We start from the raw sequence: 24,326 nt of genomic DNA on the forward strand, positions 1-24,326 counted from the left end.
GAAGTGTAAGCCAGCCGGCGCGAGCTGCGCCGGCGCCTGGTTCTGCGCCTATGCAGACAGATCGGGCTCCCGGCTCAGCGGGCCAGGGCCGGCTCGGCCAGCAACACGGCCTTATCCGCCTTTAGCCGCGCCAAGGCATCCGCAACGGCAGGCTCGGGAACCGTACCGTCACCGATGCGCACGGTATAGACCCCGTGCGCACTGGGCCCACCCACGATGCTCGCGTTCACCGAAAGCAAAAGGGCTGTCAGATCCTTTTGCAAAGCCTCATCGGAAAACACCAGGCGCACATCGTTGCGCCCGAATTGCTGCATGCTGCCCTGGGTCGCCAAGGTGTGATAGGCGGGCGCCGAAGAACCCGGCGCAGCATCCTTCAGCAGCATCGGGACAGATCCCCCCAGCACTGCAAGAATGGCCAGCGCCAGCCAGGTACCGCACTTCAGCCTCTTGATGGCGGCGGTTGCGCCCACCGGCCCGTCCTTGCCCGCCGCTTCGCGCACGGCGGGACGCGCAGCCTGCATAATGGCATCCACCACCTGCGGGTCCAGTTCGTCTTTGCGGAAAAAATAGGAAGCGCCGGCGGCCTCCGCCACCTCCCGGTATTCGGGCTCGCCATGTGCCGTCATGATGACGACGGGCATATCCGGATAAACTCGGCGCACTTGCCGCGCCAGTTCGATCCCGTTGCTGTCAGGCAGCTTGATATCCAGAAACAGCACGTCGGGCCTGAGACGGTCCAGGCGCGCGGCCAGATCCGCGCCTTCCCACGCGCTTTCGATGCGCATGCCGGGATTGCGGGTTTGTAGATGTTCGCGCAGACAATCGTGAAACTGCTGATTGTCGTCCACGATCAGGGCTTTCATTGTCTCGCTACCACTTTGTAGGCACATATCAACCTCTTGGAAGGCACCGCCGACGGATACTCGGAACCTTACGTGTCACAGATATGATACATACCCAAAAAAGCGCGGACATAGGGTCTTCACTGTAGATTGAGCTAGGGTTTCAACGCTTCGGGAAACCAAACCGTTTCCGCCTTGTCTGGACAGGCCACAGGCGCCGGCGTGGGTCACATCGTGCCGCCCCGTGAATCCAAATACTCGAGCAGGACATCCACATCCCGGTCGCTGAGGCGCAGGTTGGGCATGATCACCTGGTTGTACCGGGTAAATAATGTCTGGGCGATGGGATCCTTCTCGGCCAGCACCTGATCCGGTGTCTTCAGCCAGCGCACCAGCCAGTTGCGGTCGCGGTTGCGGGTCACTCCAGCCAGGTCCGGTCCCAAGGTATCGCCGGCGCCCACGGTGTGACAGACCTGGCAGCGCCGGCGGAACAGGTCCTCGCCGGGATCGATGGTAATCGTGTGGGGCGCCGCCGCATAACTGCCATCGGCGACCGCGGGACGGCTGAAGTTGAACAGCTCGTCCCCCAACACACGGGCCAGCACCTTGGGATTATCGAAGGTGGAACGCTGCTTCCATTGACCCGTGGCTTCATTGCCGACAATCAGGTTCATGGTATGGTCGCTGCGCCCCTCGCCCTCCTCGGCCAGACCCAGCTTTTGGCGCAGTTGGTTGATCTCGGCTTCCTTTCCCGTCAGGAACTGCCAGCCGGGCGCCACCTTGTAGCGCTTCGCGTACTCCTTGAGCCGCGCGGGCGTGTCATGCTTGGGATCGATGGTGATGGAGTACATGAATATGTCACGCCCCACCCGATCGCCCAAGGCCTCCTGGACCTGTCGCAGCTTGGCCGTCTCCAGGGGACAGGCGTCCTTACAGCCCGCATAGACGAAGTTGATCATGACCACCTTGCCCTTGAGCATATCGTCATAGAATCGGAGCTTCTTCCCGTCCTGGTTAATCAGCACGCTATTGGGGAAAAAGTTGGCCCCCCAGGGCGAGCCCCTCGGGGCCGCCGCGACAGGCTCGACAATGCCCGCCAGACAAAGTGTTGCTAGCAGCAGGATGGCCAGCCACACCTGCCGATTGCTTGAATTGGTTTCGTTCATGATCCACCTCTTTTCGCCCGAACTGCGGGCGAGGAGAAATCGCGAGGTATCGGGCCGCGGATGTCGCGGCTCCGTTTCGATTGAATGGGAAGGTGGCCGCCGCACCAAAGCGGCGGCCCCAGGTTACCGGCCGTTATTTCACGGCCGCGGATGCCACCCCGCCGTTGGCGGACCAGACGCAGACGCTCGTGGGTGTGACGTTCTTGGCCGATAACGACCAGGCTCCGGCGCTCGTGACTGCGCTGCTCCCCAAGATGGAGCCGGCACAGGCCGTCGCCGAGGCGTTCATCCCGCCGGAATAGACCATGACGCTTGGCGCGTAGGCGTTATTGAGCTTGCTCAGGCTGCCTGCCACGGACAAGGTCTTTTTGCTGATTGCCGCCTTGCTGATGGTCACTTTGTCAGTCGTCGGATTGGCGTTCACGGTCAAGCTGACCGTGGCTGGCGCCGAGGTGCCGCCGGAGTTGGTCGCTGTGTAGGTAAAGGAATCCGCGCCGGAGTAGCCTGCGGTCGGCGTATAGGTGATCTGGCCCGCGGCGGGGCTGTTGGCGGTCACCTTTCCATGGGCCGGAGCCGAGGCAATCGACAAGCTGCAGCCGGATCCACAGTTGCTGTCGTTGGCGACGACGTTGATTCCTATAACCGTATCCTGCTGGGTCGTGGCCGAGTCGGCGACGGTCACCGGAGCGGCCAGCGGCGGGGGCGGCGTGACACCTCCGGTCACATTCACGGTCACCGTAGCCACGTTGGACACTTTCGAGCCCGTGGTGGTGTCCTTGACGGTGTAGGTGAAGCTGTAGGTGCCGTTGTCCGTCCCCAGGTAGCTAACGGTGCCATTGCCGTTGTTGATCGCTTTTCCGTTGCCTGACACCGATCCGATGACCAGGGTAGCCGGGTCGCAGTTACCCACACAGGAGTCATTATCCAGCACCTGGATAATTGCCGGCACGCCAGCGGTCGCCGCCGCCGTGTCGTTTGCGGCAACAGGACCCGCCACCGAACCCAGGAACGTCGTTTGCTGGCCGGACTTGTAGGTCGGAACATCCGTCGTGTTGGTGTTCATGTAATTCACGCCATCCCAGGATGGGAAAGGCGACTGAATGGCCACCGTCTGGCCGGGATGCTGACTGTCCCAACGTAGCAGCATGGCGTTGTCCTCATGCTGGGTGTTGTGGCAGTGCTCCACGTAGGTTCCCTGGAATTCGCGCACGCGGATGGCGATATCGACGCTGTCGGTCGTATCGGCCATGGGTCCAATGCGGTACATGTCCTTGCGAGCACCTTTTTCCCACAGGGGCGGAGCCACGCCGCCGCGCTCCAGGATCTGGCCCTCCTCGAAGTGGATGTGCACGGGGTGACTCCAGCCCTGGCCGCCGTTGCGGATGTGCCAGATTTCCACGCTGTTGGCGCTGCCGTCCTTGCCCGTGCCATCCGGGGCCGCCGAAACACGGTCAAACAAGCCTTCGACGCTGGTAGCGTTATAAGACTGTCCTCCGTCGGTGCTGATGGTCCAGGGCTTGACATCGCCGCCGCGGTTGAAGGTGAAGGTACGTTCCTTGGCATTGGCCAGTTCCTGCTTGCTGAACCCCGGCAGCGGGATCATCGTCTTCTTACCCTCGACATAGTCCGCCGGGTTCATGCTGACGTCCTGAGCCCCAGCCTGCATGGCCTGCACCCTGAATTCCATGAAGGAACCAACCACCGGATCGCAACTGGCCGGGCAGCCGCTCTTGGAATACGCCCCGCTCAGCACCTGGGCAAGCGGAATCGCCTGCTTCGGACCCTTGCCGTCCTCGTGCTCCAGCAAGTTCACGAAATACAGCTTGCTGCCGACGGGTACCTGACTGAAGTCCACCACGATGTCATAGCGCTCGGCGATACCCTGCGACGGCAGGCCCTCGGGGGATTGCACATTGGGGAACGGCACCGCATGCTCGAGAATGTTGCCGTCGTTGGCGACCAGATGGAAAGGCACCTGATTGTAGGAGACGCCCGAACCGGATGGCCCCGGATACTTTCCGCCGGAACCTGAAACCTGCTGCACCAGGGCCAGCTTCCAGTAGCGCGAGACACTCCCGTTCAGGATGCGGAAGCGATACCGGCGCGCCCGCACGTCGAAATACGGCTTGTAGAGGAAATTGACCGTGGCCACATCGCCCAGGAAACCGTCGGTCTGGAAGGTGTTGAACCAGAGTTGCCCCTGAGAGTCGAAAGCCTTGTCCGCCACCACCAGATTGATGTCGTAATCGCGGTTGCCCCAATCCAGCGCCGTGCCGCTGGGCAAACGCAGGTTGATGCCGTCATTCAGCCCCTCGTTGCCGCGGTCGATGGCGCTGTAGTAATTCATCATCGCGGCATTGCCCTTGTAGACGTTCTGGGCGGTGTAATCGACCATGTGGTCGTGAAACCAGTGGGTGCTCATGGTCTCGTGCCAATTGCCCCGCACCTTCTTGACGCCGCCCCAGGTGGCACAATTGCCGGGACGCGGATCGAAACAGGCAGGGCTGCCCGCCTTGGAGTTCTTCTCCTGCAGAATGGGATCGCTGGAGTTGATGGGCACGCTGTCATGACCGGCGAGCACCATGGGCCAACGGTAGTCATAGAATTCGCCGGGGAAGAAATAGGCGCCGGCGTAACCATCGCTCTCGGCCGGGTTGTGGCCATTGTGCTCGTGGGTCGTAATGGTGTGCTTGCCGAATCCGTAGTTCGCCGAGTCGTCGATCGGCAATGCGTTGTAGTGGCGGAACAGTATTGTCCTGCCATAGGGCGCCATCAGCAGTTTTGGAGGCAAGGTGCCGTCGAAAGTCCAAAGTGCCTGCGGGTTTTGGATGGGCATCTTGGGATGGAAGCGGATTTCGATACCGGCGGTTGTGCCATCAAAGCCGGGGAGTCCGGTGGTGTTATGGTAGAGTCCGCCAGTACCAAACTCGCCGTACGTGTAACCGTGCGATTGCAGGTTATCGCGCAGGCCGCCGTTCTTGCGCGCCCCCGCCATCGCGGTCTGAAAATAGACCGCGCCGGCATCGGACGTCGGCGGGAAATCGCTCCAGCGCTGGTGCGCAAAGTCTTCGCCCCCTGGACGCCCTTCGAGAACGCCCGTCATCGGACGGCCGATGCAATCGCTGATCCGGGCGCTCCAAGGATTTGGAGAACTGGTATTGGCCAGGCGTTGGGTAGGCGGATATAAGGGTTCGCTGAGGAATTTATCCAGGTCGGCGGAATACGTGCTGGGATTCAGGGGGCCCTCGCACCCTCCCGGTTCCGGCAGGGAATGGGCGGATGCACTAGTCGGCAGCGGCTGCGGTCCAAACTCTTCGAACATCAGCATCTTCTGGGTGAACGGCGCGGCACCGAACAAGGGGCTGGACCCCGCGCCCGTAGGCACATCGAACTTGGCGTGGGCCGGAGCCGCCAGCCCGAGACCGATGACGGCGGCCACCGCGGCGGTCAGGACAGACCTGGAAATCCCCGATAGCGGCATGGCCATCGAAGCGGAATTGGAAACGCAACCGGAAACGGACTTCTTCGGCCGCCTCCGATGAATTGATCTCTTGCTTATGGCGTGCATAATGCCTCTCCCAATAGGATGGTTCGTACGATTCAAATGGAATTGGCTGACCTCGCGTGCCGGCAGCCGCCCCTTCAATTCCGTGTGCTGTTGTCACTGCGTTCTATGCCTGCCGGTGCTGCAACACCGAGGGCATACTTGGCCGTCAAGGCCGGGGGAGGCTCGTCGGCCTCCCCGCTTTCAAGCCGCTACTTCCTACGGCTGCTGTGGGTCGAGATTCAGGAAAGTTCCGATCGGCTTGCCAGTGACTGCCGCCAGGCCGCCCGCACCTACTGCCGGTAATGTGGTCTTTGCGTCACAGGCCACTGCCGGCGTACCGCAAGCCTTGACCTGAGCCGTGTTACCCACGGCGCCGTTGGGCAGCGGCAGTTCCGGGTGGTCGAACGGCGCCTTTTCCCAACGAACCCGCTCATCAGTCAACGAAAGCAGGAAATCCACGACCTGCTTTTTCGCTGCCGGATTCCCCGCCAGTCCGAAGATGAATCCGATGTCCGGGTCCAGGGTGGAAATGTTCGCCTCCGGGAAATCACCACCACGGGTGTAGAAGTCCACTACCTGGCGCAAGGTCGCCTGGCCGCCGTTGTGGAAATAAGGTCCAGTCAGCTCCACATTGCGCAGGGTTGGCACCTTGAATGAACCCTTGGTTGCCGAACGGATGGCGCTGGGACAGGTCGGGGGAAAGCCGGGCTGCGCGCAGGGCAGGAAGGGATTGAATACCGGCAGGTTCGGATCCGCGGACTGCAGGGACGGCAAATTGAAGTTGCCGCTGTTGAGCAACAAAGACCGGTCGGTGAAGGACAGCGGGTAACCATACGGGTCCGTGCCGCCGCGGCCCGGATCTTCATCAATGGGCCTGACGCCGATGTCGTAGTAACCGGCATCGTAGAAGGAACCCAACTGGTCGCCCATGGTCATCAGCTCAAGCAGCGCCTCGGGCAAGCTGGTGTCGAAATTGCTGAAGCCCAGGTGCATGACCGATGCGTTGGTGAAGGTGGACGTGCCATGGCAATTGATGCAACTGCCGCCGATACCGCCCTTGCTACCCTGCTCATTGTCGTCCAGGAAGATGTTGAGTCCCTGCTTTGCGCTCGCGCTCAAGGCGTTGTCATCGCAGCTCGGCAAGCCAGCGATGCAATCCTGGAAACGGTCGTAGGGGCTGTCGTCGGACACCAGGGTGGCTTCGTACAACTGGATCGCCAAGCCAAAGAACAGCGAGAAGTTGGCCTCCATCTGGGTATAGGTATCCGTGTCGAGGGTGACGGTCTTGCTGGAGTTCCAGTACTTGTCCTGGAATGCCGCCATGATCAGTGCCGAATAGGTTGTACGCAGTCCTGGCTTAAGCGAGACTTGCCCTTTTGAGATTGTCGAATTTGACAGCGAGCCAAATACGCTGTCTTGCGGATGCACTTTTTGACCACTCAGCGGCACCAGATTGCGCAGCTTGTTACCGGACTTTGCCATCAGTTTCCGGGCGATGGTGGAAAAGGTACGGCCGTGATAGGCCATTTCCACGTCGCTGCCGGGCGGCCCGACCGCCTGGGAGGCCAGGCTGGCCATGGGAATGCGCACCCGCACTTTGACTAGATTGCCGGTGGCCGGGTCTACCACGTAAACGCCGGCATCAGGGTCGGCGTCGCCAAAGGGGCTGGAGCCGTTGAAGATGTTGTTGGCGCGGCCGTCCCAGAAATTGGCGAAATTGAAGACCGCATTGATGGCCGAAGGCGCGTTTCGGCCCGTGACGCGGCGCACGTCAAGACCGCCGACGTTGTACACGTCGTCATAAATTGGTGTCCCCACTTCCCCCTTTTTCGCCAGCTTGACGAAATCGGTCTTGTGAACGCCCTGCGAGCCGACGATGTCGTTTGCATCGGACACCACTGAAAAATGGTCGTCAGGGTTGCTCACCTTATGCAGGGGGAACATATTGGCCGTAAGCAGCCCATTGGGACCCGTCAGTCTGAAGCCGGAATCACCGGGAACGGCGGCGCCCGGATTCAAGTTGTTTTTCTCCCGGTTGTCGGCGCCGGCGTGGAAATGACAGGAGGCACAGGCTTGCACGCCGTCGCTGCCCACCTTGACATCCCAGAACAGCGCCTTGCCCAGTACGATGGCGGCCTGCTTGCTCTTGACGAACTCAGTCAGATTCGGCGGCTCCGGCACTTCCACGGTTTTCAAGGACGGCGGCGCCGCCAGATTGGCCGCTTGCGCCGGGACTGCTAGCGCGGCCAGCGCGCCAACAGTCAGGAAAAGGCCCAGCCAGCCGGGAGCGCTTTGCCGGCTCAAAGGCCAGCCGACTCGCTTGGACTGGCATTCAGAATTCGAAGATTTCATCTTTAAACCTCTTTCACTTCAGTCGCCCCTTGGGCAGACACCGTTGAAAATGGAACTGGATAGGCGGGCCGGATTCGATCCCGCCTATCGGCACCGTCGTCTACTGGCAGAGCAAGGTCCCATTGCCGCTTTGCACATTGCAGTTAAGCGTGAGGGAACCGCCGGAGGTGGACGTAATCTTTAAGCTACGGGGCTGTGCAGCACCCTTGATGGCCCACGTGGAAACCTGTGGTGCTGTTGTTGTCTTGGCTCCTGTACCCCAATTTGTGCTGCTCCCATCCAGAGCGATTTCCGTCAGTGTCAGCAATGCCGTGGAATCGCTGGTGGTAGCCGTCACGCTCAGCTTGCCAAAGGAGCCGCGCTTGCTGCTGGTGGTCAGCGTCCAACTTGCGCCACCCGCGGGAATGCTGAGGATGTCGCCGGCCGGAATGATGGTGACCGTTATCGAATCCGTGCTGGTGCCGAATTGATCCGTGGCTGTCAAGGTGAAGTGGTAGGTGCCCGGGACGGCAGCATAGAAGCTGGGCGTCAGCGTCGACGTGTTCAGCAGTGTCACCTTGGTGGAGTCTGTCGAATCTTGCGACCACAACTGAGTGCGCGGCCAAGCAACATCATTGCTGTCCCAGCTCACATTGCCCGTCAGTTTCACTGTAGTCAGGGCCGTCGCGGTGAGATCAGCGCCAGCATTGACGACCGGCAAAGCACCGGTAGCGCTGCAATTGACCTTGGTTGGAGCTGGATTACCCGGCCACGGATCCAACTGAGCCAGCACCGCCGTACCGCTGCCAAAACCACCCACCGGCCCCGAACCCTGCGCTAAAAATCCCAAATCCTGGAAGTTGAAGGGCACAAAGGGGTCGCCGAAGCTGTGGTTCTCCGGAAACACAAACTCGAAGTTGGGCAGCAGGAACTGGCCGGCGGTGATGCCGTTGGCAGCCTTGATGCCCAGATCTCCGCCGGTTTGGCTTTTCATCACGTAATTGCGGGTCGGCGGCATGAAGGTGCCGCCCAGCACACGATAGACAAAGCGGCCCTTGACGGGCTGTGTAGACGGGTCGGTCGCCGCCAGCCAGCGGAGTTTGCCCTCGCCTGTGCAAGCGTTGACGTCCTGGGCATAGATGTCGATCAACCGGGTCGGGTCCGTGGTCGTGCCGACTACTGTCAGGCGTGTGGAAGCCTCCTGCAACAGGCCTTGTACGCCGGCGCCGCCGGTCCCGATAAGGATTTCCTCGACTGTCACATAGGCCGGCGGCACGCCCGGCGCGGTGAAGATGCCCAGGTTGTCCGAGAGCGTATGCGCGGAGATATAGAGATTGGCCGGCGTGTTGGCGCCGTTGGGGTCGATCTTGAAGAGCGTACCGGCATAGTCCACCTGATCGCCCACCATCATCGGCACCTGTTTGTAAGCGTCCGGCACGGCGGTATTGTTACCGTAGGCATCCAGCACCGGCGCGGGCATGGTGAAGCCGCGCAGGGGCGCATTGGAGGCCAGGAACGGGTCGGTGCCGAAGCTGGAGCCGTTCAACGGACGGTTGGTTAGCGGGCACTCCGTGTCCACCATAGGCGGCGCGACGCGCGGTATGCAGACCGGGATACCGGTCGCGGCGGACACCGTTGAGTTCTCGTAGTCGCCGCTGAAGCGCGGATCTGGGCTGTGCACCAGGCCCCAGCGCCCCACCGGGTCGTTGACCTGGACCAGCGCCCCGCTGCACTTAGAAGACAGGATTCCCGAATTCGTGCAGTTCGAATCATTGAGCGTGCCGCCGATGCGGAGCGCGCCGATTTTGTAATCGATGTAATTGATGGTGCCGGACCCGGCATTGAGGCCCTGCTGGGTGACTGGTGAGATCAGGCCGACGATGTATCGTCCATTGACCACATTACCCTGGGCCCTGACCTCGAAGGACGGAAACGGTGCCGGCGCATCGGCCAGGGCAAGACCACTTTTTTCGTCCGGGTAAACCGGGTTGGCGGGAACGGGCGTGGTGACGCCAGGGGAACCAATGTAGCTGCCAACCGGCCGCGAATTTTCGGGATCGAAGAGGTCGGCCCAGGTCATGGTTGCCGCCGGCAATTGCAACAGCGTATTGCAAGGCACGATCAGCTTGTGTCCATTGACCGTCAGGGTGCCGCCCCGAAGACGCGGATCCGTTGCCTGACAGATCGTTCCAGCCGTATCCAAGCTGGCCTCCTGGATGAAGCCCAGAATGTCAAATTGGGGCGTCGGCGCATCCTGGGCCTGCACACCCGTCGCCCCGAGCAGTCCCGCACCGAGGAGCAGCCTCGTCAGCCCAGTCATCGATTTCATGTTTTTCACCTTTAGCGAAATGTCGTAGTGCCAAAATCAACCGGCTTCGCGGCCCCGGGGCGGAACCGCTGGGATCGGAAGGCGCCGCCGCTGCGATCGTCGCGTCGCGTTTTCGAACCGGATTGAACCTTTTGCTTACAAGCAGGAACTCAGTCAATGAGAGCCAGAATGAACGCTCCAGAACCTGACAAGGAGCTGTCGTGCGATGCCGGCTGTCTCATACGCTTGTTAAGGTACAGGCAGCCGTGTCTCTATCGGATCGGGTAAGGAATGTAATTACTCTAGGGAAATACTGTAGTCACGCCCCCTTTTTCACGGTACCCTAGGCTAGGGTTTCGTAGTGCGTTACGACGGTGGGAAGGCCACTAAACGTGCACAACTTCCTTGTCGTCGTGGCGAAGGGGCGGTTTGCGGTAGAGTCCCAGAGAAAGCCGCAATATCATGTGGCGCCCTACTCCCTGAAGATGCGTGTGAGTACGCTAGGCATGAGCCAGAATTCGGGATTAAGGTCCAAAACCAGATGCAAGTGCCGTAAGGTTGGCGCTCGTGTCGTTCCAGGCGCCACCGCCTAGTAGCAAGTGCCCGCGCTGAAAGTGGACCGACTTTCGCACTACGGCGTTGTATAAAACGAAAAACTAAGAATGAGCATGGGCCGAAAGTTGTCCATGGGCACCGTGCCAAGGTCGCCCGTGTCGACTTGACCCCAAGTACACTGCGCCACGCCACCGATCCGGCGCTTCCACTCTACCAAGAGAGAAGGCAAAAAATGAGTAACCAAAACCCGATTCTGGTTACGGGGTCCCATCGCTCCGGAACGACATGGGTAGGTCGAATGCTGGCCAGTTCTCCCAAAACCGTTTATTTCCACGAACCCTTCAATCTCTACCACGATCCAGGAACTTGCAAGGCACGCTTCGAAAACTGGTTTACCTATGTATGCCGGGAAAACGAGCATGAGTATGCCGACGGCATAAGAGATACCATCAACTTTCGGTATAACCTGACCGGAAAACTCAAGGCGGCCAAGCATCGCAGGCATGTCATTGGCAAGGAACTGAAAACCTATACCCGATATAAATGGTACGGGCTTTCTGGCAAAAGAGCTTTACTCAAAGATCCGATCGCACTATTCTCCGCGGAGTGGTTGTCCTCCCGTTTCAAGACCCGAAACGTAGTCCTCATTCGGCACCCGGCAGCATTCGCCGGCAGCCTCAAGGAGAAGAACTGGACGCATCCGTTTGAACATTTCCTCAATCAACCGCTATTGATTAAGCATCACCTGCATCCGTTCGAGAAGAAAATAAGGGAATTTGCCAACGAAGAGAAGGACATCATCGACCAGGCCGCTCTCTTGTGGAACTTGATTCACTATATGATATTGAAGTTCAAAGAAAAGCATCCCGATTGGATTTATCTGCGTCACGAAGACCTTTCCCGCGATCCGGTCAACCAGTTCCGCGAACTGTTCGAGAGCTTGAATCTCCCTTTCTCCCAGAGTGCCGCGGATACCATCAACTCACATTCCTTCACCCCATCCACACCAGATACGCAGGGAACACAAGACGAACTGAAAAGGGATAGTCTTGCGAATATCCAAGCCTGGAAAACAAGGTTAACACCGCCGGAAATAGACCGTTTGTACTCTAAGGTCCATGAGATATCCAAAGCCTTCTATACAGACGATACGTGGTTATAGGTGGTCCCAAGGACCCGGATTCAAATACTGGTCGAGCACCGGCCGGCTTATGTTGGCAATTGGACAATCTGCACCGAGATGAGGAAATCGCGGGGTAAATCAGCAGTTCTCTCATTCCGGAAGACAAGCCGCTTGACCAAACCAAAGCAGGCCCAGGTATTTTTGCCATCTAGGACCCATTGGCCGGGCCAGCTTCGGAACCGGTATTTCAGAATACGGATTTTCTCGTCCCGCCGTAGATTACGATGACTCAATGGTTGATGCGCCGCGCGGTGCTGCTGCCCGGCTCCGCGACGGAGCCTTCGCTCAAAGCGGTGGGAACGGATGCGCTCGGTTCCCGCTCGGCGGCGTTGCGCTTGGCAGTGGCACCTCCTTCGACAACCGCGTGGCTTTCGACATTAATTAATTGACGGGCCGCCACCACCGACGCGAGCAGTGCCGCAATCTTGTCGTCATCCAATTCGTCCTTGGGGATGAAGCTAGAGGCTCCCGCGGCTAAGGCGGCGAGGCGATAATCCTCATCGCTGTAACTTGTCAGGATCACGACGGGCAATTCCGGATAGGTCTGGTGGATGGACCGCGTCAATTGCAGCCCATTGACACCCGGCAGTTTGATATCCATAAAGACAATATGCGGAACGAATTCTTCGATCAGCGCCATGAGGTTGGAGCCTTCTCCGGTCGTTGCAATTATGATGTCGGGATACTGCTCGACCAGTAGCGAACACAACAGTTCGCGGTAAAGGTAACTGTCCTCGACAACCAGGGCTTTCAGCATGACGCTGCTCCAGAGGGGAATCATGGCCAATACGTCCTGTTTGGTCAATTTAATGAAAAGGGTGAGAGGCGAACAAACCGAATGTCACTGATTGACATTGAATACATAAGGTGCGTGCCTAAAATTAAGTTTCAAAATTGCGTGAAATAGTTCAACGTAATAAAAAAACTTTCATCGGACGAACCCCATGCACCGCATCTGCATAGCCGAGGACCACACCATCCTTAGGGCTGGTTTGAAAGCCCTGCTCGACTCGGAACCTGGAATTGAAGTCGTCGGTGAGGCGCGCGACGGCATTGAGTTACTGGACGTCTTGCACCGATGCCGGCCAGATATGGTCCTGCTCGACCTCTCCATGCCGCGCCTGCGTGGACTGGAGGCTATACGCGAAGTGCGTCAGCGCTTTCCCGGCACCAAAATTCTCGTGCTGACAATGCACGACAGCGAGGATTACATCTTTGCCGCCTTGAACAACGGCGCGCAGGGTTATGCGTTAAAGGACGCCACACCCAACGAACTGGTTTTGGCAATCCAGTCGGTGCTAGCCGGCAAGATCTACCTGTCCCCGGAGATATCGGGAAAAGTGCTCAACGGGTATCTGGAGGGGAAGAAGGGCGGGGCAACGGGCTCGTCCTTCGACAGCCTGACCCACCGGGAGCGGGAAATTCTCAAGCTGATTGCCGAACAGAGGAAGAACAAGGAGATCGCAGAGTTTCTGCACATGAGCGTCAAAACCGTGGAGACGCACCGCAGCAATTTGATGAAGAAACTCGACCTGCACAGCGCCGGTGCTTTGACGGCCTACGCCCTGGAGAAGGGCTTGATCGTCAAATGAACCAGCTTGATCCAGCCTGTCCGGTTAAAGGCAGGCCGACGGGGAGTCCTTTGCCGCGAGCAGCCAGCTTGCCTCGATACGGCTTCCTTTGCCGAGCACCGATTCGATGACCAGGCAGCCGCCGGAAAGCTTAACCCGTTCGCGCATACCGATGAGCCCGAAGCCACTCTCTCCGGGTTCCCCCCGCAATACCGATTCCACGGCAAATCCGGTGCCATTGTCGCTGATCATCAGGACCAAACGATCATCCCGTTTCTTGAGTTCCAGCTCCACACGCTTCGAACCGGAGTACTTCGCGGCGTTGCTAAGCGCCTCCTGCACCACCCGGAAGATATCGATCTTGATCGAATCGGGAATCTCGCTCTCGCAGATTTCAAACGACTTCGCAATCTCGATGGCGGAGTAGACGTTGCCATAGCGGCGGCAGAACCAGTTGATGGCGGCCAGCAGGCCAAGATCATCCAGGATCGGAGGCCGCAAGTCGGCGGAAATGCGGCGTACCTCGTCGATGGCCTCCTGCAACAAGGAAACCACACTGGCGCAGACAGGCACATGTCCATTGCGCTCCTCCTGCTGAAAGCAGCTCGCCTGAGGCGCCTTCTGCAACCCGAACTTGAGCGCGTGCAAGTATTGCCCGACGCTGTCGTGGAGATCCGATGCCACGCGCTTGCGCTCTTTCTCGAGGGAAGCCAGCAACTGCTCCGACAAGGCCTGGAGTTGAGTGGCGGATAGCGAGAGTTCGGCCTGCAGGCGCCTTTCTTCCGTCACGTCCACGGCATTGCCCAAAATTGCCGGCCGCCCCTGGTAAACGATCGGGAGACAGCTGTTCTTGAAGCTGATGATCTCGCCTGTCTTTGCCACGGCCCGCAAGACAGCTCCCGCCCCGGCGGCCCCTTTGCCCAGCAGGGCCTGGCCGACCAACTCGACGTATTGAGCCCGATCCTCCGGATGGATCAGGGCTGAGAAGTCCTTGCCAACCAGCTCGTCGACGTCATAGCCCAGCCGGCTCGCGTGCTCGCGGTTGGAAAATGCAATCCTTCCGTCCTGCAGGATATAGATGCCCGTGAGCGAGTTTTCCACCAGCAGGCTGTATTTCTCCTCGGACTCCAAGAGTCGCTGTTCGGCCAGCTTGCGGGGCGTGATGTCTTCGTGCAGGGAAACCAGGTAACGAATGCCGCCCTGCTCGTCCTTGACGCTGAAGATCGTCACCTTCGCCCAATAGGTTTCTCCACTTTTTTTTCGGTCGCACAGCTCACCCCGCCACTCCTGGCCTGCCACCACCGCCTTCCAGAGAGCGTCATAAACCTCCGGCGGCGTCTCGCCGCTCTGCAGCACACGCGGGTTGCGCCCGAGCAATTCGGCGCCTTGGTAACCCGTGAGTTCCTCGAAACCGCGATTGGTATACTCGATGCGCCCATGCCTGTCGGTGATCATGATCCCCACCGGACTCTGCTCCACGGCGGCGGAAAGCTTGGCGATCTGCTCCTCGCGCTGGCGGCGCTCGGTGATGTCGGTGATGATGGCGAAGCTGCCACGCAGGCTGCCATCGCTTCCCAGGAGTGGACGCGGAGATATGTGGCCGACCATACGGCTGCCGTCTTTGCGACACCAGAGCAGTTCATAGGGCTCGAAATCGCCCTGCCGGTGCCCATCAAGGTGTTTGCGCAGCTTTGATTTGCTCTCCTTCGGAAACAGCCCTGTCTCCATCAGCCTGCGACCCAACAGATCTTCCGCCGCAAACCCGGTCATTCGGCAGAATGCCGGGTTGACATAGCGTAGGTGCTCGGCGTCGTCCAGGATGCCCAGACCTTGGTCCATGGCTTCCACCAGAACGCGAAACCAGTCGTCGGCTTTGCGCCGGTTCTCCTGCCGGGCGCTACCATAGCTTGCTTCCCAGTCAGGCACTGGTTCGACCCGTGCTTTCATCGGCCTCCTTCATTTCTCACAAAAACCCTGGTCCCTTCGGCAAAAGCCATCGACACCGAGTGGCCGTTAACAGCTGGAACTGTGAGCGTTTAGCAAGGCCTACGCCAACCGCCAAGCCGGGCGGGATTCGGGGCACAACACGCGCCGCGGGGAAATAATCGTTTGGCCGGACAAGATAGCGCCGCCTCCAGTGGTTATAATGAACCACGCCCGTGGTGCATTTCGTCCATCCCATTGGGAATGCCGTCAGGGCGATTCCCACGGCCCGGGCACGTTCAGATAAGCTGCCCGAGGTGTTCCGCCAACCGCCGCATGGCTGGCGAGGGATCGTCCGGAGACAGGTGCACGTTGATCAGGCTCGGGGCGGATGTCTCGGCCAGCGCCCCGGCGAGAGCCGATTCGAACTCCAGCTCCGTGTGCACGGAATAGCCGCGTAATGGCCCGAACAGCTCGCCCAGGCGCTCGAAATGCCAGGTGCTGATGTCATTGAAGGGTCCGTCCAGAATGAAACGCTCGGTGCTGTAGCCACGGTTGTTGAACACGATGACGATGGGATTCAGGCCCAGTCGCGCCGCCGTGGACAGCTCGGTGCCGGTCATCTGGAACGCACCATCCCCCACGAGGACCAGGGCGCGATGATCCGGCGTGGCCACCTGCGCGCCGAGGGCCGCGGGAACCGCAAAGCCCATGGTGGTGTAGAAGGCGGCGGCCAGGAACTCGCTCTTGTCGTGCACCATCAGGTCGATGGCGGCAAACAGGCAGTCGCCGGTGTCGCAGACGACCAGCATATCGGGCTGGATAAAGCTGTTGAGGCGGGCGATCAGGCGCGCCACCGTCATGTGCGCGTCCTGCGCGACAAACGCGGGAGACGCTTCGACCGGCGCTCCGCCGGCACCGGGCCTGGTGCCCGTCAAGCGGGCATTGAGCGCCCCGACGAAATCGGCGAGCAGCACCTGCGGGTAGCGATGGTGATGGATGATCACCTCGCCCTGACTGGCGCGCACCATGCGGTTAGCATCCAGCTTGGCGGTGTAGATGCCAAGATCCACGTCGTTGAGGGTGACGCCCAGCATCAGCAGCAGATCAGCCTGTTCCACGCGCTCCCGCGCCTTGGCTGAACCTAGGGCGCCCTCGTAAACCCCCAGGTAGTTGCGATGCCGCTCCCCCAGCACCGACTTTCCGGTCAAGGTCGAAGCCACTGCGAGATCGGCCCCTTCCACCAGTTTCAGCAGGGCTTCCTGCAGGCCGCGCCGATGCAGTTCCACGCCGGCCACCAGGACCGGTGCCCTGGCGGCTTCCAGCAGCGACAGGGTTTCCGCCACCGCCTCCTGCAGGGACGCCGGATCACTTTCCGCCCGGCTCGGCTCCTCGCCTGGAAACGGGTGTCCCGGCACGTCCACTCTGTCGCGCGGCAATTCGATGTAGACGGGTTTGCAATGTTCGCGGGCGGCGGCCAGGGCGCGATCGATCTGCCGGCAGCAGATCAGGGGGTCGTCCAGCACCGCCGTGAAGCAGGTGATGCGCTCGAAAATCTCGCGCTGCAGGCGGTAGGGCCCGAAGCGATGGTGCAACAGCGGGTCCAGCCGCTGTTCCTGGACCCCGGGCGCGCCGCTGATCACAACCACTGGCGATGACTCCGCATGTGCGCCTGCCACCGCATTGACGCAATTGAGCGCGCCCACCCCGTAGGTCACGGCCAGCGCGCCTATGCCGCGGCAGCGCGCATAGGCGTCCGCGGCAAAGGCGGCGGTGTCCTCGCGGGTGGTGCCCACATGCCGTATGGGGCTCTGCGACAACTCCTGATAGAAGCGCAAGATATAGTCGCCGGGCACGCCGAACATATCGTGCACTCCCGCCTCATGCAGCTTGGCGAGCAGGTATCGGCCAATGGCAACCGGTTCAGTCATGGCAGCTTACTCCTTTATGTGGCTGGCACGGATTCGGGCGGGGGCTTTACGTCCTGGCATCCCGAGACTAAAACCCCGGCGAAACCGTCACGCGATTTCAAGCGAGCATCAAGACCCAAGTCGGGCGCGGTGGCCAGGCCGCCTGGACCCCCTTGATTTTCTCTATACTTGTGACACGCCGCGCGCGCCTTGGCGCGCGCGGGACAGCATTCGCGACGGCGCTCCGCCCGGCCTGGTACTTGGCCGAACGCGACAGGATACGTTTCCCCATACGTCAGGGTGACCCCATGAATTCAGCTTCCAGACATGTCCATCATGATGGATGAAGCCATTGCCGACAAGGGCGACAATCCCTTGCTCGCCCACTGTTTGAAGGATCTGGAGGCGGATACGCTGCTGCTGCCCACCCTGCCCGACATCTCCGTCAAGATCCGCAAGGCCATCAATGACGTTAAGGCCAACAATGCCCGCATCGCCAAGGTGGTTCAGGTCGATCCCGCCATTACCGGGCGCCTCATCCATATCGCCAACAGCCCCTTGTACCTGGGACGCAAGAAGATCGAAAGCTGTCCCGAAGCGCTTACGCGCATGGGATTGAAAGCCGCCCAGCACTTCATCACCAGCTTCGCCCTCAAGGGCGTGTTCATCGCCAAGTCGGTCTATATCCGCAAGCGCATGCAGGATCTATGGCAGCACAGCAGCTATGTGGCCGCCATCTGCGCCGTGCTCGCGCACAAAACCCACGGCTTCGACCCCGACCGCGCCATGCTGGCCGGCCTGGTGCACGACATCGGCGTCGTCCCCATTTTGACTTACGCCGACCGTCATCCGGAGCTGATCACGGACCCGCGCCAGATCGAAGAGACCATCCAGGATCTGCGCACGCGCATCGGCATCATGATCATGCGTCGCTGGAATTTCCCGGCCGACTTCGACGACGTCGTCGGCGAGGCCGAGAACTGGTGGCGCCAGGGCACCCAGGAGCCGGACTACTCCGACCTAGTGATCCTCTCCCAATTGCACAGCTTCGTCGGCACCCTACAGATTCACCGGTACCCACGCATGGACGAGATCCCCGCCTACCGCAAGGTGCTGGCCGACGCCGCCGGCGCCGACATGAGCAAGGACGTGCTGGGGCTGGCGCGCGAGGAAATCGCGCAGATCCAGAAGATGCTCACCAACTGAACCGGGGGCCTCGCCCGTGGAAATCCGTCTCACCACCGCCCTTCAGCCCATACAGCCCTCCAAGGCGATCTCCAGCCTGCTGGAGCGCCTGCGCCCGGGCGAGAACATCAGCGCGGTGGTGGAAGCGCAACTGGCCGAGGACAGCTTTCTGCTCAAGCTGAGCGACGGCGGCGAGACCCTGCGCGCCCGTAGCCAGTTGAACCTCACGCCAGGCCAGACCCTGAAGCTGGAAGTGGTCAAACTGGGTACGACGCCGGAACTCAAGATCGTGCCGCAGGAGGCCGCACAGACTCAGGATTCCCCGGAGACAGTGGCCATCCAGCAGGCCTTCCGCCAGTTCCTGCCGAAACAGTTGCAATTGGCGGATCTGGCGTCCGGCCTGCGTGAAGCGCTCAAGCCGCCCGCCGCCGAAGCCGCCCCCCCGCTGCCCGAGCCCCTGCGCAACCTGGTCAAATCCGTGCTGGATGCCCTGCCGCAGAAAAGCGGGCTGGTGACACCGGATGGATTGAAGCAGGCGGCGGAAGATTCCGGCCTGTTTCTCGAGGCTCGCCTCGCCGCTCAGCCGGAAGCGGCCGCTCAGTTGAGCGGGCGTGATCTCAAAGGGAACCTGCTGGCCCTCAACGAGGCCTTGAAGGTGCTGATCAAATCGGCCGAGGGGAAGCCCGCGCCCGCGCCCACCGCCCCCACCGCCCCCCAGCCGACCGGCGCAGAGACGGGAGCGGATGCAAAGGTGACGGACCGCCCTTCATCCGCGCCGCAGCCTGCGGCAACGGCAAAACCAACTGCGCCGGGGACAGCGCTCTTGCCCCAGGCGGCGGCCGATGCAGGCAAAACCACGGCAGGCCCCGCGGCAAACACCCCAACTGGCGCGAGGCCGCTGCCGGCCGAACCGGAGGCGCGCGCGCCGATCAGTCCGGCGCTTGCGGCAAAGCCCGAGGAAATCACGCAGCGCGCCGAATCCGCAGCGCTTCCAGAGGTGGCCAAGCCCAGCGGGTCCAGCCCGCCCCCGATGACCGACGGGCAAGCTGCGGCCACCCCGGGCAAGACGGCCATCCTCCCGGAATCCGCTCACGCCGGCGCAGCGCCCAAGCCGGGCGAAACCGGCTCCGGCAAGCCACAGCCGGAGGCGCCCCCTGCCTCTAGCACGCCCCCTCCCAAGACCGCGCCGGAACTACCCGCTGCGCTCAGGGATAACCGGGTCATCGTGCAACTCGCTAGCCAGCTGCCCCTGCCCGAGGCGCCCCAACCGGCTGCCGGCGAGCGGGCCCAAGCGGCGCCTCCTGCGGCCACGGCTCCGGAAGCGCAGGTCCCGCAGCGCCAGGAACCGACACCACGCGCCGAGCCCCCGTTTGGCAAGGACACAGCGGTCCGCACTCAGGCCACGCTGCCGCCTCCGAACGAGAGTGCGTTGAACGAGGCCTTGACCATCAAATCCCTGCACCAGCGCACCGAGGGCGCCATCGCGCGCATCGTGCTGGACCAACTGGCCTCGCTGCCCCAAGCCGAGGGCAAGCCCATGGTCTGGCAGATGGAGATCCCATTCACAGACGACGGCCGCTCGGACACCGCCAAGCTAAAGGTCGTCCGCGAGAACCCCCACGAGGCTCAATCCGGCCAGGCCTTCTGGTCGGTCATACTGGAACTGTCACCACCGGGCCTGGGCACCATACACAGCCGCATCAACCTGTGCGGAGACTACGTGAACACCTATTTCTGGAGCGATGAGGGCAGCACGGCACACCTCATCCAGGACCATCTCGACCTGCTGGCCGCGCGCATGCAGCAGGCAGGCCTGAACGTGGGCGAAATCAACACGCTGCCCGGCGCGCCGGCGGAAGGCACGACGGCAAGCCCCCCCGCCACTACTTTGGTGGACGAACGCGCATGAACAAGCTGATCAATCCGCCCGACATCGCCGTCGCCCTCTCCTACGATGGCAACCATGCACCCCGGGTCACCGCCAAGGGCAGCGGCACGGTGGCCGAGCAGATCATCGAACTGGCGCGTGAGCATGACATCCCGCTGCACACCGACCCTGCCCTGGTCAAAGTACTGTCCAACGTGCCCTTGGGAGATGAAATCCCGCGGGAACTGTATCTGGCCATTGCCGAGGTGATCGCGTTCGCCTATCTCTTGTCAGGAAAAACCCCCACAGACTGAAAGGTCGCCAGTGTCAGGCCATTTTACGAAATGCCGCTCCAGCCCTTATGCCGCCTTTTAGACCTCTGCCAAGCCATTGATCAGCGCAACTTTCTTACGCCAGGCCCGCGATTTGCTAGAGATACCGCGGGAGGGCGCCACCCTCGGCTCATAAGATTTTTATCTAGCAATGAACCTTTACCCTTGAATCCGGAACAAACGTAGCAAACCACCAGAAAAGCTGGCGATGGACGCGGACAGTAGGCGCCTGATGTTGTGCGACTTGAATTTCCGTAAGCATCCTATGTACTGGCGCGCTGTGTGGAATGCGTTCCCTTCGTGACCCTACGGAGTCCAAGGTCCCGAGCACGAGGACCTGCGAGCGAACTGAGAAATCACCCTTGAGGATTACACTATGAAAAAAGCCGCCAATCTTGCCCTCATACTTGCCAGCTCCCTGGCCATCGCACAGCCTTTGCTCGCCGCCGGGGTGGACAATGGCAGTTCCGGTAGCTCCGGCGCCTCCTCTTCGGGCACCGCAGGCACCTCCGGCACCGCGGGTACGTCTGGAACCGCCGGCACATCGGGCACGTCAGGGACATCTGGCACGACCGGTACGTCCGGCACATCGGGCGTCGACGACAGCTCGGGCACTTCAGGAACATCGGGTACTTCCGGCGACGACAGAAGCTCTGGCACCTCCGGTTCGTCCGGCGATGACAGCAGTTCCGGCAGTTCGGGCAAAGCGAGCACCCATAAGGGCACCCTGGACCCCACCGGAGAAGTTTCCGGCGTGACCGTGAAGTACAAGCATGTCCACAAGCCCAAGTCCGACCGCGACGAACTGGAAATCACCGCGAAAGCCAAATACGGCGACATCCTGACGCGCGATAACGCGGCGGAAATCGATCTGAAAGCCACCTTCACCGATGGCACCGTCTGCTTCTTCGAAATCGATGATGTAAAGCAGAACAAGGCCGAGTACAAGATCAAGCTGCTTCAGCGTGGCTCCAAGGCGATCAAGGAGAAAGCCGGGGACTGCGACTTTGGTTCCGACAGCCTGAGTACCGTAGTCGCCAGCCCCACCACCATCACCCTGGAAGACGGAACGACGACCCACACGATCGCTAACGGCGACCTTTAATCCAGCGTCACCAGCCACCGGGCCACCAGGCTCAAGGCGGCTGGCATTCCCGCTGCACTCGTTTAAGATAAAGGCGTCCGGCCCCAAGGCCGGGCGCCTTTTTAATGCCCTACATTTAGCGCTTCAAAATTCCAGACACCCTATCCCCCCGCCATGAGCAAGAAACGCCAGCAGCACGGCCGGCGCAACCGCCCCCCGATTCCGGCCCGTCCCAGTGCCAACGTTTGTAAGGTCCACTTCGTCGACGGCGCATTCTTCGAGGTGCTCGGCGCCATTCAGGACCGCTACCAGGTGCAGTTCATCGACGCGGAAACTGGCCAGGTGGTACACCAGGATGTCATCGGCAACAACCACTGGGTGCGCACGGCGCGCAAGTTCTTTACCCGCTGGCATATTCGCGTGACGCGGGCGGAAAATGACTTCCCGGTGTTCGAGCATCACTATGACTGCAGCGGTCAGCGCGTCTATGTGGCCATGGAGTCAAAATCCCTCGGCGATACCCTGGCCTGGCTGCCCGCAGTCGAGGAATTCCGCCTCGCGCACGGCTGCCGCATGATCTGCTCAACGTTCATGAACGGCTTGTTCCGCGAAGCCTACCCGGAAATCGAATTCGTCGAACCCGGAACCACGGTGCACAATCTCTATGCCATGTACCGCCTGGGCCTGTTTTATTTTCCGGATGGCCGTCCCGATCTGGACCGCAATCTTGGCAATGTGCGGGAGCGACCTCTGGGCAAGGCGGCCTTCGATATCCTCGGTCTGGACTATCAGGAAATCCGCCCCAGGCTATACGCGCCCGAGCAGCCCAGGCCCGTCCAAGGCAAATATGTGTGCATCGGCGTGCATTCCACGGCCCAGGCGAAATACTGGAACAACCCCACAGGATGGAAGGAACTCGTGGACTACCTGGACAACCACGGCTATCAGGTCCTGCTCCTCTCGAAGGAAGGCATAGAGCACATGGGAAACCGGGTGCCCGATGGCGTCACCCCGGTTCCGGCAGGCCCCATTGCCACCATCGTCAACTACCTGCGCCACGCGGACCTGTTCGTCGGCGTGGGCAGCGGGCTTTCCTGGCTGGCCTGGACAGTCGGCTGCCCCACCTGCCTGATCAGCGGGTTCTCCTACCCCTACTCGGAACCGGAGAGCCTGATCCGGGTGTTTCCGCAGGGCGAGGTTTGCACCGGATGCTTCAACCGCTACAAACTGGATCCTGGCGACTGGAACTGGTGTCCCGACCACAAGGGCAGCGAGCGCATGTTCGAATGTTCGCGCCGCATTACGTCTCGAGAGGTCATCGCAGCCATCACGCCCCATCTGCAACCGTGACGGCATCGCCTCTGGGAGCGGATTTGCGTCATACTATGCGCGCTCCCGGAAGCCGCCCGCCAGACGGCGCCCTGTTCCACGCCTCTTAAGGAAAAGTCATGAGCGAAGTTTGCCACCCGCTGCGCCGACCACTGGCCGCCGTGCTAACAGCATGCCTGCTGCTGCTGGGCTGCGCCACCGAAACACCCCCGCCCCAGGATGACGATCCGGAAATCCGGGCCCTGGAACAGGAGCAGAGCCGCTTCAGCGAAAAGAAGCGGGAACTGGTCAGCCGCGCGATCAAGCTGGAACCGAGTCAGCAAAATGCTTTCTGGCAGGAATACGAGCAGTACGAAGCGGAGTTGAAAACCTATTACGATGAAAAGTACCGGCTGATCCGCGACTACGCCAAGAACTACGAGATCATGACCGACGAGACGGCGGAAAGCCTCGCCGAACGCTCCTTCAAGTTGCAGCAGCGACGGCTGGACCTGACCCGGAAGTACTTCAATAGCATCCGCAAGGCGGTTTCGGCCACCATCGCCGTGCGTTTCCTGCAGTTGGAAAACCGCATCAACCTGCTCTCCGACCTGAAGATTGCGAGCGAGATGCCTCTGATCGGCTTGCCGGAGGAACCGGATGACGACATGGACGAGAGCCAGCCCTGACGGCCACGTACCGCGGACCCTATCAAACCAGATTGATTTGGCGACATCGACCTCACAGGGAAAAACCATGACCCGACCCTTGCATTGGCTTGCGCTGGCCTTGCCGCTGGCTCTGTACGGCTGTTCCTTTTCCGATAGCTCGAAAAGTTCTTCGGACTCGGGCTCCAGTCTGTCCGACTCGGCATCCAGTCCGTCCGGTTGGCTCTCCGACTCGTCCAAGACCGACAAGCAACGCTACCAGACCGACGTACGCGATTACACCGCCGAGTACACCCAGGCATCCTCGGGCAGCCTCGCTGGATATCGCGCCAAGGTCGCCACGCTGGCCGAAAAATACGGCATCATCGACTGGGAAAACGATCAGGAGACCTACGTGGCCATCGGCCAGGGCTTGAGAAAAGCGGGTCTCAAGGGACCACAGTACGATGCCTTCAAGAATTCCCTGGGCGGCACGCCGGAGCGCATGCAGGCCATCGACCGCGGCTACCGTTAAGCCCACGGCCCTCAGCTTCCTGAAGCTCCTTC

General features: G+C 60.8%; 17 protein-coding genes. 9 read left to right on the forward strand and 8 right to left on the reverse strand.

The window, feature by feature from the left end:
* Window positions 1-74: 74 nt before the first annotated feature.
* The 5 genes from EK23_RS07685 to EK23_RS07705 form a co-directional block, all read right to left on the reverse strand.
* The gene (locus tag EK23_RS07685) at window positions 75-863 is read right to left on the reverse strand and encodes a response regulator (RefSeq protein ID WP_045224766.1); all 789 of its coding nucleotides are present in this window, start codon (window positions 861-863) and stop codon (window positions 75-77) included.
* Between the two features lie 206 nt (window positions 864-1,069).
* Complete coding sequence (locus tag EK23_RS07690) at window positions 1,070-2,008, reverse strand: SCO family protein (protein WP_045224767.1); 939 nt, start codon at window positions 2,006-2,008, stop codon at window positions 1,070-1,072.
* 133 nt (window positions 2,009-2,141) lie between these two features.
* Window positions 2,142-5,489, reverse strand: coding sequence for an Ig-like domain-containing protein (locus EK23_RS07695; RefSeq protein ID WP_200892119.1), 3,348 nt, complete (start codon window positions 5,487-5,489; stop codon window positions 2,142-2,144).
* A 282-nt stretch (window positions 5,490-5,771) separates the two neighbouring features.
* Window positions 5,772-7,907 carry a cytochrome-c peroxidase gene (locus tag EK23_RS07700; protein WP_045224768.1) on the reverse strand — a complete coding sequence of 712 codons (2,136 nt, stop codon included), beginning with the start codon at window positions 7,905-7,907 and terminating at the stop codon, window positions 5,772-5,774.
* A gap of 100 nt (window positions 7,908-8,007) precedes the next feature.
* A complete protein-coding gene (locus EK23_RS07705) occupies window positions 8,008-10,215 on the reverse strand; it encodes a PKD domain-containing protein (protein WP_145998595.1) in 2,208 nt (735 codons plus the stop codon).
* A 766-nt stretch (window positions 10,216-10,981) separates the two neighbouring features.
* Between EK23_RS07705 and EK23_RS07710 the strand changes: the two genes are divergently transcribed.
* Window positions 10,982-11,911: a sulfotransferase gene (locus EK23_RS07710; protein WP_082054031.1), complete on the forward strand. Its 930-nt coding sequence runs from the start codon at window positions 10,982-10,984 to the stop codon at window positions 11,909-11,911.
* Window positions 11,912-12,161: 250 nt separating this feature from the next.
* On the opposite strand, the gene EK23_RS21620 is transcribed toward EK23_RS07710, so the two are convergent.
* A complete protein-coding gene (locus EK23_RS21620; protein WP_052808028.1) occupies window positions 12,162-12,689 on the reverse strand; it encodes a response regulator transcription factor in 528 nt (175 codons plus the stop codon).
* 187 nt (window positions 12,690-12,876) lie between these two features.
* Between EK23_RS21620 and EK23_RS07720 the strand changes: the two genes are divergently transcribed.
* Window positions 12,877-13,524: a response regulator gene (locus tag EK23_RS07720; RefSeq protein WP_045224771.1), complete on the forward strand. Its 648-nt coding sequence runs from the start codon at window positions 12,877-12,879 to the stop codon at window positions 13,522-13,524.
* 24 nt (window positions 13,525-13,548) lie between these two features.
* Here the strand turns inward: EK23_RS07720 and EK23_RS07725 are convergent, their stop codons facing one another.
* Both EK23_RS07725 and EK23_RS07730 read right to left on the reverse strand, forming a co-directional pair.
* Window positions 13,549-15,450: a sensor histidine kinase gene (locus EK23_RS07725; RefSeq protein WP_045224772.1), complete on the reverse strand. Its 1,902-nt coding sequence runs from the start codon at window positions 15,448-15,450 to the stop codon at window positions 13,549-13,551.
* A 275-nt stretch (window positions 15,451-15,725) separates the two neighbouring features.
* Window positions 15,726-17,357: an alpha-keto acid decarboxylase family protein gene (locus EK23_RS07730; RefSeq protein WP_045224773.1), complete on the reverse strand. Its 1,632-nt coding sequence runs from the start codon at window positions 17,355-17,357 to the stop codon at window positions 15,726-15,728.
* A gap of 306 nt (window positions 17,358-17,663) precedes the next feature.
* On the opposite strand from EK23_RS07730, the gene EK23_RS07735 reads away from it, so the two are divergent.
* The 7 genes from EK23_RS07735 to EK23_RS07775 all read left to right on the forward strand — a co-directional run bounded on the left by EK23_RS07735 (window position 17,664) and on the right by EK23_RS07775 (window position 24,294).
* Complete coding sequence (locus EK23_RS07735) at window positions 17,664-18,542, forward strand: HDOD domain-containing protein (protein ID WP_045224774.1); 879 nt, start codon at window positions 17,664-17,666, stop codon at window positions 18,540-18,542.
* Between the two features lie 16 nt (window positions 18,543-18,558).
* On the forward strand, window positions 18,559-20,430 hold the full coding sequence (gene fliK, locus EK23_RS21625) for a flagellar hook-length control protein FliK (RefSeq protein WP_052808029.1): 1,872 nt from the start codon (window positions 18,559-18,561) through the stop codon (window positions 20,428-20,430).
* The gene (locus tag EK23_RS07755; RefSeq protein ID WP_045224778.1) at window positions 20,427-20,702 is read left to right on the forward strand and encodes an EscU/YscU/HrcU family type III secretion system export apparatus switch protein; all 276 of its coding nucleotides are present in this window, start codon (window positions 20,427-20,429) and stop codon (window positions 20,700-20,702) included. The genes fliK and EK23_RS07755 overlap by 4 nt, the downstream gene beginning before the upstream one ends.
* Before the next feature lie 394 nt (window positions 20,703-21,096).
* Complete coding sequence (locus EK23_RS23900; RefSeq protein ID WP_045224779.1) at window positions 21,097-21,825, forward strand: hypothetical protein; 729 nt, start codon at window positions 21,097-21,099, stop codon at window positions 21,823-21,825.
* A 153-nt stretch (window positions 21,826-21,978) separates the two neighbouring features.
* On the forward strand, window positions 21,979-23,154 hold the full coding sequence (locus tag EK23_RS07765) for an autotransporter strand-loop-strand O-heptosyltransferase (RefSeq protein WP_045224780.1): 1,176 nt from the start codon (window positions 21,979-21,981) through the stop codon (window positions 23,152-23,154).
* A 98-nt stretch (window positions 23,155-23,252) separates the two neighbouring features.
* On the forward strand, window positions 23,253-23,801 hold the full coding sequence (locus EK23_RS07770; protein ID WP_045224781.1) for a hypothetical protein: 549 nt from the start codon (window positions 23,253-23,255) through the stop codon (window positions 23,799-23,801).
* A 67-nt stretch (window positions 23,802-23,868) separates the two neighbouring features.
* On the forward strand, window positions 23,869-24,294 hold the full coding sequence (locus EK23_RS07775) for a putative lipoprotein (RefSeq protein WP_045224782.1): 426 nt from the start codon (window positions 23,869-23,871) through the stop codon (window positions 24,292-24,294).
* Window positions 24,295-24,326: the final 32 nt, after the last annotated feature.

Origin of the sequence: Methyloterricola oryzae (assembly GCF_000934725.1) — a bacterium.
GTDB lineage: Bacteria > Pseudomonadota > Gammaproteobacteria > Methylococcales > Methylococcaceae > Methyloterricola > Methyloterricola oryzae.